Source organism: Allofournierella massiliensis, assembly GCF_004345265.1.
Lineage (GTDB): Bacteria > Bacillota > Clostridia > Oscillospirales > Ruminococcaceae > Allofournierella > Allofournierella massiliensis.
The window spans coordinates 1-13,446 of sequence record NZ_SLUM01000047.1 but is presented as its reverse complement, the minus strand read 5'-3'; the positions used below and the strand labels follow the sequence as shown (position 1 = coordinate 13,446).

The following is a 13,446-nucleotide window of genomic DNA, read 5'->3' as shown; positions in this document are numbered from 1 at the left end:
TTCCCATTCCGAACACAGAAGTTAAGCTCTGTTGTGCCGAAGATACTTGGTTGGAGACGACCTGGGAAAATAGGTAGGCGCCGGCTTTTCTCTTTACTTTTTCTGGTCTTCAAACGGCAGCGCAGCGGCTCGGATGGCGAGCGGCAAAGCTGAATGATTTTGCAAGACCGAAAATTTAATATATGCACTTCTAGCTCAGTTGGTAGAGCAGCTGACTCTTAATCAGCGGGCCCAGGGTTCGAGTCCCTGGAAGTGCACCATACCAAGCAAATCCGAACGTACTTCTTTTCGAAGGTGCGTTCGGATTTGTTTTTTCATCAATAGGTGAGTGATTTCTGGAAAGAATAAATGCATATATTTATTTTAATGAATTTACAGAGGTAGGAAATCGAGGTATAATATATATAATAGGAGGTTTGTATACTTTTACTGATTCTATTTGAAAGATAATGAACAGGGAGAGCATTATGAGTAAAGCATATCTGAAGACATTGTACGCAAGAATATACCATGAAGATTTCTCTTATGGTGAGTTTGAAAAGAGAATGAAAATGCAAAAGGCAATATATTTGTTGCAAGAGATGGGCGCACCTATAGGAGATTACTCTTTCTTCTGGTATAAACATGGACCGTACTCGCAAGATTTACAAGATACAATGTATGCTATCAAAAATGTATCTGATGAAAATACTGCGGAATTTTCTGCGGATATGGAGAAAGACATTACTCGTGTAGAAAAAGCTCTTGCTGAAACCGGACTGTATAGCCAAAGCCAGTGGGCAGAATGCATGGCATCTGTTTATTATTTGCAAAAAAATATTTTTCAGGTTGGAACAGCAGATGAGGAAATCTGCAAAGAATTGCGGAACAGAAAACCGCACCTTGATAATGATAGCGAAAATGAACGTGCCTTAAAGTTGGTGAAAGAATTATGTGCTTAAGTGAAACACCAAGGCAAGATTCAATTCCAGAACGAAACCAATTGGATTTTGCAGGGCGTATTTTAGATAATGTACATGGTTTTATATATTATACAAAGGCAGAAGAGAAAATAATAAATCATCTGCTTTTTAAAAGATTACAGAGTATTAAACAGCTTAGTATCGCAAATTGGGTTTTCCCTGGATCGGAACATACAAGATTTATCCATTCACTGGGAGTGATGTATGTAGCTGATAAAATTGCTTGTCAGTTAAAATTATCAACCAATGAAAGAAAAATTGTGCGTTTGGCGGGCCTTTTACATGATATTGGGCATTATCCTTTATCGCATGTGTGTGAATTTCCATATAAGATGAATCCGGCAGCATTTCCAACAGATGATTATTGTAAAAATGTTAATGCAAGAGTAAAAGAAAAGATTGATCATTTTTCAGACGCGGCAACGTGGCGCTTTATGAAGAGATCGAATGGATGTCACCATGAGCAAATAGGGGCAGACATTATTCAAAATAATCAGTATATTCGTGATATTATTGTAAAAGAGTGCGGCGAAGAAGCAGTTTCTATAATTGCAGATATGATTGTAGGAAATGTAGAGAGACAAACGACAAACCCGTTGTTTGTGCAAATACTGCATTCAGAAATAGACGCAGATGGTATTGATTATTTGATGCGCGATGCAACTTTTTCTGGCACGAGCTTTGGAACATTTGAGATTGATCAACTGATTGGTTGCATGGAAAAGGGCGAATATGATTGCAACGGGGAAAAGAAAGCGATATTATGTATAACGCCTAAAGGAATAGCAGCGGCAGACCAATACATTATAAATAAATTCTTCTCATATTCGCAGGTGGTGTTTAATAAGCACTTAAGCGTAACAGAGTGGATGGCCGAGCAGATTGTAGATTGGATGCAAAAGACAGCCTCATACTTTCCGGCAAAAGATGACTTAAAAAAATGGGTAAGCGCAAGTGAAACAGAAGAACGGTATATTGATTTCACAGATAATTATTTTTGGGCATCACTTCAAAACCTACTCGATAATCCGATAAAAAAGACGATACCCAGTTCCATACGCTATTTTTGCAATCAGTTGCTTCGGCACAATGAATTGCCTTTCGAAGAAGGAACAGAAGTTCGAATGGTAGCAACTTCAAAAGCTGAAGTGCTTGATGCAATCAAAGAATCGGAAATATATAGGAATTTAGAAAATTGGAATGATAAAATTGCGATATTTTCTGAACGGGCAATGACCAAGGAAGCACCAGAAAAAGAGTTTGAAGATGCTGTGTATAAGCAAATTGCAGCGGACAAGGGTGAAGAAGGAATAAGTAAGGAAGATATGCCGATTTTGAAAGCGCAGAGGCTAATGGAAGGAGTTTGCGTTAAGGAGGATGAACAGCTACACTTATTGTGCGATGACAAAAGATCGCTAATGAGAACCTTGTACAAAACACGGCTGGTCATTTTGCGTGCTTTTTCGTGTGATTTGGACGGGGTAAAGTAAATATAGAATTTATAGGTTTATTATTACGATTGATATGTGATACACTCTATTGGAAAAATAGTGTTATCATAAAACAGGCAAAAATCCCTCAGCCTAATAGCTGAGGGATTTTTGCGCACACTAGAGTATATTAGAGCGTGCCCTTATCATCAATTTAAATCGTGAATTGGATGGTAGCGTTAAACTCCTCCCAGCCAATCTCTCCTAACTGGTACTTACTCAGCGCCATCTGCGCCTGTTTGCGCCAGGCGTTGTAGTCGTCCCGCATTTTCTGATTGCCGGGGGCTCGGGAGCAGCGCATCTGGTAGCGGTTGCGCATCTTGTTGTAGAGCTCCTTGGCTTTGTTGGCCTTCAGCTCCTCTGCATAGGCCAGCTTGGCGGCAATATTCTTGCAGGTGGCGCCGGTTTCCGGGTCCAGTACCCGCTCACAATACTTGGCACGGCTGGAGAAGGGGACAAACAGCCGGTGGCAGCTTTCACAGACGGCAACCGGCAGGTCCTGGGCGCACATCTGTACAAATTCCAAAAAGAGTAACGCGGGCAGCGTATCACTCGCGTAGAACGTGGCGGCAGAAATGCCGCCTTTTTTGTTGTCTGTGGGCCGTTTGTAGCGGGTCTGGATATGGATGTCGTCCTCCAGCTTGTGGTTTTTCTGGTAGGTCGGATCGCCGTTTTCGGCCAGTTCTACCAGCAGTTCTGAAGGGCGCTGGCCATGCTCCGTTCTGGGGCGGCCGTCCTCGTCCACCAGTGTAGCCTCGATCAGCTGGCGCAGATCCGTTTTTCCCTCCACCAACTGTTGCAGCAGGGTCACGAAGGATTCCAATACCGACAGCGCCGTCCGGCACAGAGAGGCGTCCCCGGTTTCACGCTGGATAAATACCTTCATCTGGTCGGTGAACTCCGGAAAGTTCCGGCAGAACCCTTCCATGATGTCACTGGTTATGGCCAACTCGCCGAGGTGGGACATTCTGGTGCGCAATTCATCAAATGTATACGAACTGTCATTTTTTCCAGTCTTTATAAATTGCAACACGCTATGTTGAGTAGCTTTCAGCTCCCACTCATTGCGACGGAAGGTGGCCAGCGTGTAGCCCTCTACAAGATCAAACAGAGCCGGGGAAACCTGCCGCACGGCGGCGGCAAAGTCATAGTAAAAGGAAGCCACCTGGTAATACACACAGGTGTCGGGGGCTGCCAGGCTCTGCTGTATAGTCTGAGCTTCCGGGAACTTTACGCCCCGGAATTTTTCCAGCAATACGCGGCCCCGCTCCAGATAGGGGACGGCATCCAAATCCAGGACACCGAACACCAGGGAACCCAGCGGATATGTATGCTGGGGCGTGTCGTAGCCCTGGATATATTCGGTGCGACCTTCAAAGAAAAGGTACGTCTGGTAGTTCAAAATTCGTCACCGTCCTGTGTTGGAGCATAGTTGGCGGAAAAAGGCTCTGTGTTTTTCTGTGTTTCAGAAACAGCCGAGAAAAGTGTGCGAATCATCTAACATGAAAACAGTCTAACACATCTTGAAACTGACTGCAAGGCGTTGTATGCTGTATGTGTCGGAATAATCTATAATTAAATCATCAAACATTTTCCAAAGACAAAACCAACCGGAAAAGAGGGATGCCAGAAGCCAAAACCCGCCACCAACCCATGATCTAAGGAGGTGCCATCTGAACCATGAACTTGTTCCCGCAGAGGACAACCTGAACCGCATCGACGGTTTCCTGATGATCCCGTCTAGCCTTCTCTCGGAAGAACCTTACCGGGAACTTCCCGGCGAAAGCAAGCTGCTGTACGGCCATTTGCTGGGGCTGCTGCGGTTGTCGGTCCAAGATACCACCGGGCACTGGAAAGCCAACGGCAGGCCCTGTGTGAGCCTCTCGCGGGCCAGTGCCGGGAGACTGCTGCACTGCCAGCGGGAGAAAGCCGCCGGATTGTTCGCCGCTCTGGAACGCTGCGGCTTGCTGGAGCCGGTGCCGGGACAGCCAAACGGAAGGGCACGGCGGTACTATCTCAATCTGCCCCGGCCCAAGGAACCCAACGAGCTGTAACCACCCGTTGGAAGTTCCGCCCCGACCTGTCGGAAAAATGGACAGGCAGTTGACGGATTTGCCGACACCGACCCGTCGGAAAAACCGACACGATAAAGATAGAATGATATATCTAACTAAAAGAGAAATAGAGAAAGAATTCCACACCCCGCGTTTTGCAAAAGGTGGACAAGGGCTGTGGTGCCTGGCTTCCAGAGGCAGCCACAGACTTGGCAACCGCTACGACGGCGGCTCAACCGGGAAGATGGCACACCGATTTCGGTTGGCAGCCGTATTCCAATCCCTCCCGCCGCAGCGGGCCCACTGGCACTTTGCCGGCAACGCCGGAAAGTGTCATAGTGGGTCAGATGCTTTGCAAAGCATCTGCGTACCCCATCCGCAGCAGAACCGTACCCAAGAAAGGAGTCGCCTATCAGCAAAATCCATCGGACCGTGGTGCGCAATGAGCGCTACCGTAAAAATGCCATTTCGGTGCGGGAACGGCACAACGAACGCAAGAACGAAGTGTACTCCAACCCGGATGTGCTGTTGGAATACAGCCACAACAATGTGACTTTCAAAGCCTGCGAGGCAGCTACTTACGCCCAGCAATTTGACTGGATGGTGGAAGAGGGCATTGTTTCCACCCGAGGATTAAAACCGGATGCCTACGTCTTTGACGAGCTGGTGTTTGATGTGAATACCGACTATTTCGAGAGTCACGGCGGCTATGAGTACGCCAAACAATTCTACGCCGAGGTGTACGAGCTGGCCAAGGAGATCGCAGGCGGGGAGCAGTACATCATCTCCGCAGTCATGCACGCCGACGAGCGCAACCGGGAAGCCAGTGACCGGCTGGGACGGGATGTGTTCCACTATCACCTCCACGTTGTCTACCTGCCGGTGGTGGAGAAGCAGATCCGCTGGTCCAAGCGGTGCAAGGACCCGGCGCTGCGGGGCACCGTGCGGGAAACGATCATGCAGGTCAGCCACAGCAAAAAGTGGCCGATGGTCCCCATGACCGACGAGCAGGGGCAGCCGGTGCTGAAAAAGAACGGCAAGCCCCGGCTGGTGAGTTCCTACAGCCTGCTGCAGACGCAGTTCTTCGAGCACATGCGGCAGGCAGGATTCACCGACTTTGAACGAGGCGTACAGGGCAGCGATGCTGAACATTTGGAGGTCCTGGAGTATAAGGTCCAGAAAGACCGGCAGACAGTGGCGGAACTGTCTGACCAGAAAAAACAACTGCAAGGTCAGCGGAAGGAACTTATCTCCCAGGTGAAGAACATTTCCGGGTCGATCCGCGATGTGGCAGACATTGAGCAACGGGCCAAAACCAAAGGTGTGCTGGAAAAGCGGGTGGAGCTACCGGTGCAGGATTTTCAGACCCTGTGCGAGATGGCAAAAGCCAGCGGCAAACTGCAGGCGGAAAACCGCAGTCTGCGGATGCAGTTACAGCAAAGTATGGTGAGGGAACAGGAATCGCGCCAGCGTCTCCGCCGCTGTGAGGAACAGTTGGATGCAGTACTCACCGAAACCCGGCCCTACCGGGAAGCCATGCGGGTGGCACCGGAGCAGGTGCAGGCGTTTGTGCTGGGCATCTGCCGATGCCAACAGGAGGAAAAGCGGCTGAACCGTCAGCAGCGCCGCCAGCGGGCCAGGGGTCAGGACCGATGACAGAATATATCATAAGGCAGCAGAGGGCAACCCTGCAGAAAGGAGCCGCTACGGAAGATCGGCAGGAGAAGAAAACAGCACAGGCAGCGGCGTCCGCCAAGCACCGGGAGGACGGTGTGCCAGAGCAGGAGCTGGAACGGTTTGCCCGGTTCCTGCTGCCCAAGATCCAGGCATTTTACCAGTCGGAAGAGGGACAACGGCTGTTTGAGGAGTGGAAAAACAGGAGAAACGCGGAAGAAAAAACGTGAAAGTGCTTATAGCCTAATCATTTTGGGGAGAAACCTCGTTATCATAAGTGAAGCACATTTTACAAAGGGGGGATGCGTATGCGGGATGCGCAGTTGATACGTCGCATTCAGGCCGGAGACCGCACTGCGGGAGATGCCCTGATTGAGCGATATTATACGGCAATTCTGCGATATTGCGCCCGCCATACCCCTTGTACACAGACGGCGGAGGACCTGACCCAGGAAGTCTTTTTGCACCTGTTTCGTACCATAGGAAGCTACCGGGAGCAAGGGCAGTTCCGCGCCTATCTGTATCGCATCGCCTATTGTCTGTGCGTGGATGCTGCCAGACAAAGAAAAACGGAACCGTTACCGGAGAACATGGCAGACACATCGGCGCCTTTTGAAGCTGTCGAAAACCGTGATATGGCAGAGCGACTGTTGGCAAGTCTGCCCCCGGAGCAGCGGGAAGCCGTATTGCTCCGGTATGGGGAAGGACTGAAATACCGCGAGATTGCAGCCGTGACGGGCCAGCCATTACGCACCGTGCAGAGCCGTGTACGGAAAGCACTGAAATCTTTAAGGGAGGGAAGACTGTGAATTCTTCTGAGTTGCATCACCTGCTGTGCCAGGGGCCCCAGCCCTCTCGCATGGCGGAAACCAAACAAAAGTGCGCCGCGCTCTTACAAGAAAATCCGGTGCGGCAGCGTACCGGATTCTGGACCTTCCTCTCACAGGTATGGCGCTTTACCGGGGGGCCCATGTGGGCGGCACAGGGGGCCGCATCTGTGCTGTTTTTCCTGGCGGCGGCCGGACAAAAAGACCTTGTGTCCTGGCTGCCGCTGCTGGGGCCGCTTCTGGTGGCGGTTTGTCTGCCGGTCCTGTTTGCCGGTCAGCGCTACGACATGGATGAACTGGAAGCATCCACCTGTGTGTCCCGTGCGGAACTGGCACTTGCCAAGCTGATTCTGGCCGCGGCCGCTGACCTTGTGATTCTGACGTCGGCACTGGTGTTGGGAAGATCACAGACGGGAAAAGCCTTGCTGCCGTTGTTTTTTTATCTGCTGGTTCCTTTCTTGTTCTGTGCGCTGACGGCTTTGACCGTACTTCGACGCTGTCCGCGGAGCAATGGAACAATTTGTATCGCGGTATGTTCCGTCACGGCAGCGGGACTGCTGATGATTCATCTTGCGGCACCCCAACTGTATGAAACGTCTGCGTTGGGCGGCTGGATTCTTGCATTCCTGGTATTCGGCGGATTTTTTGTCAGAGAACTGATTTCTCTGTTCCAACAACGAAAGGAGGGCATCATCGGTGGAATTGCTGCTTGATAATCTGTGCAAAGAATTCGGAGGAAACACGGCGGTGGCAGGGGTCACGGCTGTGTTGGAACCCGGTATTTATGGTCTGTTGGGAGCCAACGGGGCGGGAAAAACAACCCTTTTGCGGATGATCTGCGGCGTCTTGAAGCCCACTGCCGGACAGGTACGTCTGGATGGGATTCCCATTGACGCACTGGGGGCGGCATACCGAGATAAGCTGGGCTATCTGCCCCAGGATTTTGTCGGATATCCGCAGTACAGTGCCCGTGATTTCCTTCTGTATATGGCTGTGCTGAAAGGTATGACCCGCTCCCAGGCCGTGCCGAAGATTCAGGAACTGCTGCATATGGTTCGTCTGCAGGAGGCTGGGAATAAAAAGATCCGGACCTTTTCCGGCGGAATGCGCCGCCGGTTGGGCATCGCTCAGACATTGCTCAATGACCCGGATATTCTGATTCTGGACGAGCCCACCGCAGGGTTGGACCCCAAGGAGCGGGTTCACTTCCGCAACATTCTGGAAGGATATGCGCAGGAAAAAATTGTGCTACTTTCCACCCACATTGTTTCTGACCTGGAAGCGATTGCACACAAGGTGTTCCTGATGAAAGACGGATGCTTTCAAACCCAGGGTACAGTTTCGGAACTGCTGCAGCAGGCAAACGGGCGCGTGTGGGAATTGACTGTGCCGTCCCAAGAGGCTGAGACCTTGCAAGCACGAATGACCGTGGCCAATCTGCGCTATGACGGGAACAGCGTGACGCTGCGGATTCTGGCGGATGCAAAGCCTGCCCCGGCGGCAAGGCCATGTATCCCCACGTTGGAAGATCTGTATCTGTTGTACTTTCCGGAGGAGGAAGGAGGCGACAATCCATGAGCCTGTTCTGGCAGGAACATAAGAAACTGTGGCGCTCTGGGCTGACCAGACTGGCAGTCTGTGGAATGCTGCTGTTGACGCTGGGGCTGCAGGTATGGGCCATGCAGTGTATCAATTTCGGCACCATGCGGGCAGACGGAAGTCACCAGATCGATGGATATATGAATATTCGCAAGAGTCAGCAATATGCCGCCCAGTGGCAAACGCTCACCGATGAGACAGCACAGGATATGGTGCGTACCTATCAGCAAATCCTGGCGGAGAACCCGGAGTTTGATGGTGCTTTGGCGGATTTCAGCTTTCTGCAGGGGACACTGGTATCGTTTCTGTGGCCGGAGGTAGAGGATCAGACCCAGCCCTATCCCACACTTACCATCTACTATGTGGACCCTGCTCGCTTGACCGGTCTGTATGAGCGTCGGGAGGAAAAACTGGAATATTACCTGGAAAACCAGTTTTCAGACCCGGCGGATCGAAAGTTCTTTCTGGATATGGACAGCCAGGTGGACAAGCCCATGGCATACGGCTGGGCTGCAGGCTGGTCTGCCATTTTGGGCAACGGAATCGGGGGCTTTGGTCAGATGGTCCTGCCCGTGGTGCTGGCCCTGGCCCTGACGTCTGTATTTGCCGGGGAAAGACGGCGGGGGATGGACACATTGCAGGTGACATCCCTGCATGGAAAAGCTGGACTGGCCGGAGCAAAGCTCCTGTCGGGCCTGGCATTTGCGGTGGAGATCTTTGCGATGTTTGCGGCGGTTATGGTGGCGGTTCAGGCTGTCTGGCTGGGATTTGAGGGCTGGAATCTGCCCATCCAGTTGATCAAGATGCTAACCACTGCACCGATGAATATGTTCCAGGCGGAATGCTATGAACTGGCGTACCTGTTCTGCTCGATGTTGGGCTTTGCCGGGATTGCCTTGCTGATGTCGGCGCTTCTGCCCGGAACCACGGCAGCATTGATCGCCGCGTTGCTAATAACCTGGGGGCCGCAGATCCTCAACCAGTATCTGCCCTGGTCGGTGCAGCAATATCTGCGGTTGCTGCCCTTTATGGGCGGGGCGGAGGATATCTTCCGGCAGAACCTGTATCACTGGTTCGGTTTCCGGATCTGGTCGCCCGGACCTTTGCTGGTGATCCCGTTCCTGGTAGGACTCGTTTGCTTGCCGTTTGCTGTAATGGCATGGTGCCGGAAACGAAAACGGTAAAGAGCCGTCAATATGCAAAATGTCATGGGAGACAGAAATCTCTCATGACATTTTTTCTGACGGGTGAACGGTGAAAGGACCGGAAGAAAGACTTGAAGAAAACCGCGAATTCGATTATACTTGAATTAACGAATTTTGCGGGAGGTCTTTCCATGGATGTATCCGTAGGCACCCGTCTGCGCGTGCTGCGCAAGGACGCGGGGCTGACCCAGGCCCAGCTGGCGGCGCTGGCTGGCACCAATCAGGCTGCCATCAACCGGTACGAGACCGACCGGGCGGCGGCGCCTTACCGTATCCTGGTCTGGTATGCAACCTATTTTAATGTATCGCTGGACTATATCTTCGGCCTGTGCGAGGACCCTCTCGGGCGGTATGTCTGCGTCACGCCGGAGGAGGCGCAGGAAGTGGTGCAGCGCAAACCGGATTGGAGCGAGTTCGTGGAAGCCTGCTTCACGCCGGGCAGCGAGCTGAACCGTCGCCTGAAACAGATGATCCTCAATATGGGAGAAGAGGAAAAGCACAAGTAAGGAGGTGCACGCCATGAATGCCGTGATCTATGCCCGCTACAGCAGCGACAATCAGCGGGAAGAATCCATCGAAGGCCAGCTTCGGGAATGCAAGGAGTATGCCGACCAGAACGGCATCACCGTGGTGCGGACCTATATCGACCGGGCACTGTCTGCCAAGACCGACAGCCGCCCGCAGTTCCAGCAGATGATCCACGATAGTGCCACCCACACCTTTGAGGCGGTGCTGGTTTGGAAGCTGGACCGCTTTTCCCGCAACCGGTACGACTCGGCTCACTATAAGCGCATCCTGAAAAACAACCGGGTCCATGTGGTGTCGGTGACAGAACCCATCTCCAACACGCCGGAAGGCATCATGCTGGAAAGTCTGCTGGAAGGCATGGCCGAGTACTATTCGGCGGAGCTGGCCGAGAAGGTCAGCCGCGGCCACAAGGAGAATGCCCTCAAGGCCAAGTTTAACGGCGGCCCGGTGCCGCTGGGATACCGCATTGACAGCGAGCATCACTACCAGATCGACCCGGCCACCGCACCGGTGGTGCAGGAAGCGTTCCAGCGGTACGCGGCGGGGGAGAGCATCCGCAGCATCATCGAATCGCTGAACGCCCGGGGCATCCGCAACAGCCGGGGCAACCCGTTCACCAAGAACAGTTTCCAGACGCTGCTCAAGAAACGCCGGTATCTGGGCGAATACCACTATAAGGATACCGTCATTCCCGATGCCATCCCGGCCATCATCGACCCGGATTGCTTCGATGCGGTCCAGCGCCGATGCGAGATTCACCGTCAGGCACCGGCCCACAACAAGGCCGATGTCCACTATCTGTTGACTACCAAGCTGTTCTGCGGCAAGTGCGGCACCATGATGGCAGGGGAGAGTGGCAGAAGCCACACGGGCACAGTCCACTGTTACTATAAATGTGGCACCCGCAAACGCAGCGGCAAGGAGGCTTGCAGCCTGAAGCCGGTGCGCAAGGAGCCGCTGGAGCAGTTTGTGGTGCAGACGGCGTTGGAAAAGGTGCTGAATGACCGGGTCATCGACCTGCTGGCGGACAAGCTGCTGGAATACCAGAGTAAGGAAAACACCCGCTTGCCGGTCTTGCAGGTGGAGCTGAAAGAGGTCAAGCGCCGCATCGACAATCTGGTGGCAGCTATCGAGCAGGGCATCCTGACGCCCTCCACCAAGGCGCGGATGGAGGAACTGGAACAGCAGCGTGAAGCACTGGAAACCAGCATCCTGCAGGAGCAGATCGAAAAGCCGCCCATTACGCGGGAACAGATTTTGTTTTGGTTTGATCAGTTCCGCCACGGCGACCCGGCGGATATCGCCTTTCAGGAAAAGGTCATCGACTGTTTTGTTAATTCCATCTATCTGTTCGATGACCGCATCGTGGTGAATTTCAACTACCAGGAGGGCGGACGCCCGGTATCTCTGGAAGAAGTACTTAGTTCGTTTTTGGATGGGAATGGTGCACCACAAAAAGGCAGGACGTTTGTCCTGCCTTTTTTGTTGCACTTCCCCCCTTCGGGGGCGGCTTCACCGTTCGCGCTGCGGCGCTCCGGTTCAGCTCGCAGGGCCTCTCAGGCTAAACAATATGCCACCGGCATATTTTTCTTAACGCCTTCGTCTGGAAGTGCACCACAAAGAGGGGAACATTGTTTGGTGATTGCTTTTCTTTTGCTGCACTTCCCCCCTTTTTTTGGGGGGGCGGTTTTTCAGGCTAAGCAGCATGCCAAAGGCTGAAAATATTTCTCATGGAAAACAAATGGGTAAACTTGTAAATTTGCTGTATGTAGTATAAGATGGATTTATCTGAGTTTTACCGCTATTCGGGCGGGAAAACAGTTTCGACAAAATTCCAAAAGGAGAAACTCCCATGCCACCGATCCATGTGATGATCAAGCCCGTCTCTGCGGGATGCAATATGCGCTGCCGATACTGCTTTTACGCAGACGAGGCTGCCTGTCGGCAGGAGGGGATGCGGGGCATGATGTCCCGGGAGACTGCCCGGGCTGCAATCCGCCGTGCGCTGGCCCACGCCGAGGGAAGCTGCACCTTCATGTTTCAGGGCGGTGAGCCGACGCTGGCCGGGCTGGATTTCTTCCGCTTCTTTGCGGATACCGTTCGGCAGGAGAACCGGCGCGGCGTGCAGATTTCGTATGCATTCCAGACCAACGGGTTGGCGCTGGATGCCCAGTGGGCGGAGTTCTTTGCCCGGAATCAGGTGCTGGTGGGGATTTCCATGGACGGTACTGCTCAGGTGCACGATACACTGCGCCCGGCAGCGGATGGAAGCGGTACCCATTCCACAGTGATGGAAAACCTTCAGATGCTGCGCCGCGCCGGGGTGGAGTGCAATGTGCTGGCGGTGGTGACCAGGCAGCTGGCCCGCAGCATCAACCAGACCTATGACTTCTTTTCCGAGCAGGGCGTACTCTACCAGCAGTACATCCCCTGTATGGACCCGCTGGAGGAGACCCGGGGCGGACGGGAATATTCCCTTTCCCCGAAGGAGTACGCCAAGTTTCTTCACCGGCTGTTCTGCCGCTGGAAGGCGGATCTGGACGGCGGAAACTATGTGTCGGTTCGCCATTTCGATAACTGGATCGGCATTCTGATGGGCCGCCCGCCCGAGAGCTGCAATATGCGGGGCGCCTGCGCCATCCAGTATGTGGTGGAGGCGGACGGCAGCGTGTATCCCTGCGATTTCTACTGCCTGGATGAGTGGAAGCTGGGTAATGTGATGCAGGATGATCTGGCTGCATGCGACGAGAAGCGGCGTCAGCTGCGCTTTGTGGAACGCAGCCTGCCTGCACCACAGCAGTGCCGGGAATGCCCCTGGTATGCACTGTGTCGCAACGGCTGTCCCCGGGATCGGGTACAAAAGCCCGGCGATCCGGTGGCCATCAATTACTTCTGCGAGGCACATCGGGAGTTTTTCGGCCTGCACATCCGGGAGATGCAGCAGATCGCACAGCGGTTTGCAAGATAACCACACAGACAGTAAAGATACAGAAAAAGCCTGCTTCGGCATTTTGATATGCTCCCTCTATGAGAGACAGTGAAATAAAACGCTGTCAATCATAGGGGGAGCATTGTTATGCAGTACAAACAGAAGTTGAGTGTAGAGC

13 protein-coding genes, 1 tRNA gene and 1 rRNA gene are annotated in these 13,446 nt (G+C 52.7%); 14 read left to right on the top strand and 1 reads right to left on the bottom strand.

What is annotated here, in order from left to right:
• The 4 genes from rrf to EDD77_RS17130 form a co-directional block, all read left to right on the top strand.
• Positions 1 to 86 (top strand): 5S ribosomal RNA (rrf, locus tag EDD77_RS17145); the annotation flags it as partial.
• A 98-nt stretch (positions 87 to 184) separates the two neighbouring features.
• Positions 185 to 260: transfer RNA gene (locus EDD77_RS17140), tRNA-Lys, on the top strand.
• A gap of 207 nt (positions 261 to 467) precedes the next feature.
• Positions 468 to 941 (top strand): hypothetical protein, encoded by a 474-nt coding sequence (locus EDD77_RS17135; RefSeq protein WP_058963897.1) that lies wholly within the window; start codon positions 468 to 470, stop codon positions 939 to 941.
• Positions 932 to 2,452 carry an HD domain-containing protein gene (locus EDD77_RS17130; protein ID WP_082669565.1) on the top strand — a complete coding sequence of 507 codons (1,521 nt, stop codon included), beginning with the start codon at positions 932 to 934 and terminating at the stop codon, positions 2,450 to 2,452. The genes EDD77_RS17135 and EDD77_RS17130 overlap by 10 nt, the downstream gene beginning before the upstream one ends.
• Positions 2,453 to 2,606: 154 nt before the next feature.
• Here the strand turns inward: EDD77_RS17130 and EDD77_RS17125 are convergent, their stop codons facing one another.
• Positions 2,607 to 3,854: a DUF6076 domain-containing protein gene (locus EDD77_RS17125; protein WP_058963899.1), complete on the bottom strand. Its 1,248-nt coding sequence runs from the start codon at positions 3,852 to 3,854 to the stop codon at positions 2,607 to 2,609.
• Positions 3,855 to 4,182: 328 nt separating this feature from the next.
• Here EDD77_RS17125 and EDD77_RS17120 point away from each other — a divergent pair, with 328 nt between their 5' ends.
• The 10 genes from EDD77_RS17120 to EDD77_RS17075 all read left to right on the top strand — a co-directional run bounded on the left by EDD77_RS17120 (position 4,183) and on the right by EDD77_RS17075 (position 13,307).
• A complete protein-coding gene (locus tag EDD77_RS17120; RefSeq protein WP_132587457.1) occupies positions 4,183 to 4,506 on the top strand; it encodes a hypothetical protein in 324 nt (107 codons plus the stop codon).
• 432 nt (positions 4,507 to 4,938) lie between these two features.
• Positions 4,939 to 6,162 carry a plasmid recombination protein gene (locus tag EDD77_RS17115; protein ID WP_058963901.1) on the top strand — a complete coding sequence of 408 codons (1,224 nt, stop codon included), beginning with the start codon at positions 4,939 to 4,941 and terminating at the stop codon, positions 6,160 to 6,162.
• The gene (locus EDD77_RS17110) at positions 6,159 to 6,410 is read left to right on the top strand and encodes a hypothetical protein (RefSeq protein WP_077138528.1); all 252 of its coding nucleotides are present in this window, start codon (positions 6,159 to 6,161) and stop codon (positions 6,408 to 6,410) included. The genes EDD77_RS17115 and EDD77_RS17110 overlap by 4 nt, the downstream gene beginning before the upstream one ends.
• Positions 6,411 to 6,488: 78 nt before the next feature.
• Entirely contained in the window at positions 6,489 to 6,989 is a 501-nt protein-coding gene (locus EDD77_RS17105) for an RNA polymerase sigma factor (protein ID WP_058963902.1), read from the top strand.
• Positions 6,990 to 7,039: 50 nt separating this feature from the next.
• Positions 7,040 to 7,720 (top strand): hypothetical protein, encoded by a 681-nt coding sequence (locus EDD77_RS17100; RefSeq protein ID WP_132587455.1) that lies wholly within the window; start codon positions 7,040 to 7,042, stop codon positions 7,718 to 7,720.
• The gene (locus EDD77_RS17095; RefSeq protein WP_058963904.1) at positions 7,704 to 8,585 is read left to right on the top strand and encodes an ATP-binding cassette domain-containing protein; all 882 of its coding nucleotides are present in this window, start codon (positions 7,704 to 7,706) and stop codon (positions 8,583 to 8,585) included. Before EDD77_RS17100 ends, EDD77_RS17095 begins: the two co-directional genes overlap by 17 nt.
• The gene (locus EDD77_RS17090; RefSeq protein ID WP_058963905.1) at positions 8,582 to 9,790 is read left to right on the top strand and encodes a hypothetical protein; all 1,209 of its coding nucleotides are present in this window, start codon (positions 8,582 to 8,584) and stop codon (positions 9,788 to 9,790) included. The genes EDD77_RS17095 and EDD77_RS17090 overlap by 4 nt, the downstream gene beginning before the upstream one ends.
• Positions 9,791 to 9,942: 152 nt before the next feature.
• Positions 9,943 to 10,317 carry a helix-turn-helix domain-containing protein gene (locus EDD77_RS17085; RefSeq protein WP_058963906.1) on the top strand — a complete coding sequence of 125 codons (375 nt, stop codon included), beginning with the start codon at positions 9,943 to 9,945 and terminating at the stop codon, positions 10,315 to 10,317.
• A gap of 13 nt (positions 10,318 to 10,330) precedes the next feature.
• Positions 10,331 to 12,058 carry a recombinase family protein gene (locus EDD77_RS17080; RefSeq protein ID WP_082669566.1) on the top strand — a complete coding sequence of 576 codons (1,728 nt, stop codon included), beginning with the start codon at positions 10,331 to 10,333 and terminating at the stop codon, positions 12,056 to 12,058.
• 133 nt (positions 12,059 to 12,191) lie between these two features.
• Entirely contained in the window at positions 12,192 to 13,307 is a 1,116-nt protein-coding gene (locus tag EDD77_RS17075) for an anaerobic sulfatase maturase (protein ID WP_058963907.1), read from the top strand.
• Positions 13,308 to 13,446: the final 139 nt, after the last annotated feature.

Coding starts and splice junctions, on each gene's coding strand:
- EDD77_RS17080 (WP_082669566.1), top strand. CDS start 10,331: ATGAATGCCGTGATCTATGCCCGCTACAGCAGCGACAATCAGCGGGAA.
- EDD77_RS17100 (WP_132587455.1), top strand. CDS start 7,040: ATGGCGGAAACCAAACAAAAGTGCGCCGCGCTCTTACAAGAAAATCCG.
- EDD77_RS17075 (WP_058963907.1), top strand. CDS start 12,192: ATGCCACCGATCCATGTGATGATCAAGCCCGTCTCTGCGGGATGCAAT.
- EDD77_RS17135 (WP_058963897.1), top strand. CDS start 468: ATGAGTAAAGCATATCTGAAGACATTGTACGCAAGAATATACCATGAA.
- EDD77_RS17085 (WP_058963906.1), top strand. CDS start 9,943: ATGGATGTATCCGTAGGCACCCGTCTGCGCGTGCTGCGCAAGGACGCG.
- EDD77_RS17090 (WP_058963905.1), top strand. CDS start 8,582: ATGAGCCTGTTCTGGCAGGAACATAAGAAACTGTGGCGCTCTGGGCTG.
- EDD77_RS17110 (WP_077138528.1), top strand. CDS start 6,159: ATGACAGAATATATCATAAGGCAGCAGAGGGCAACCCTGCAGAAAGGA.
- EDD77_RS17105 (WP_058963902.1), top strand. CDS start 6,489: ATGCGGGATGCGCAGTTGATACGTCGCATTCAGGCCGGAGACCGCACT.
- EDD77_RS17120 (WP_132587457.1), top strand. CDS start 4,183: ATGATCCCGTCTAGCCTTCTCTCGGAAGAACCTTACCGGGAACTTCCC.
- EDD77_RS17130 (WP_082669565.1), top strand. CDS start 932: ATGTGCTTAAGTGAAACACCAAGGCAAGATTCAATTCCAGAACGAAAC.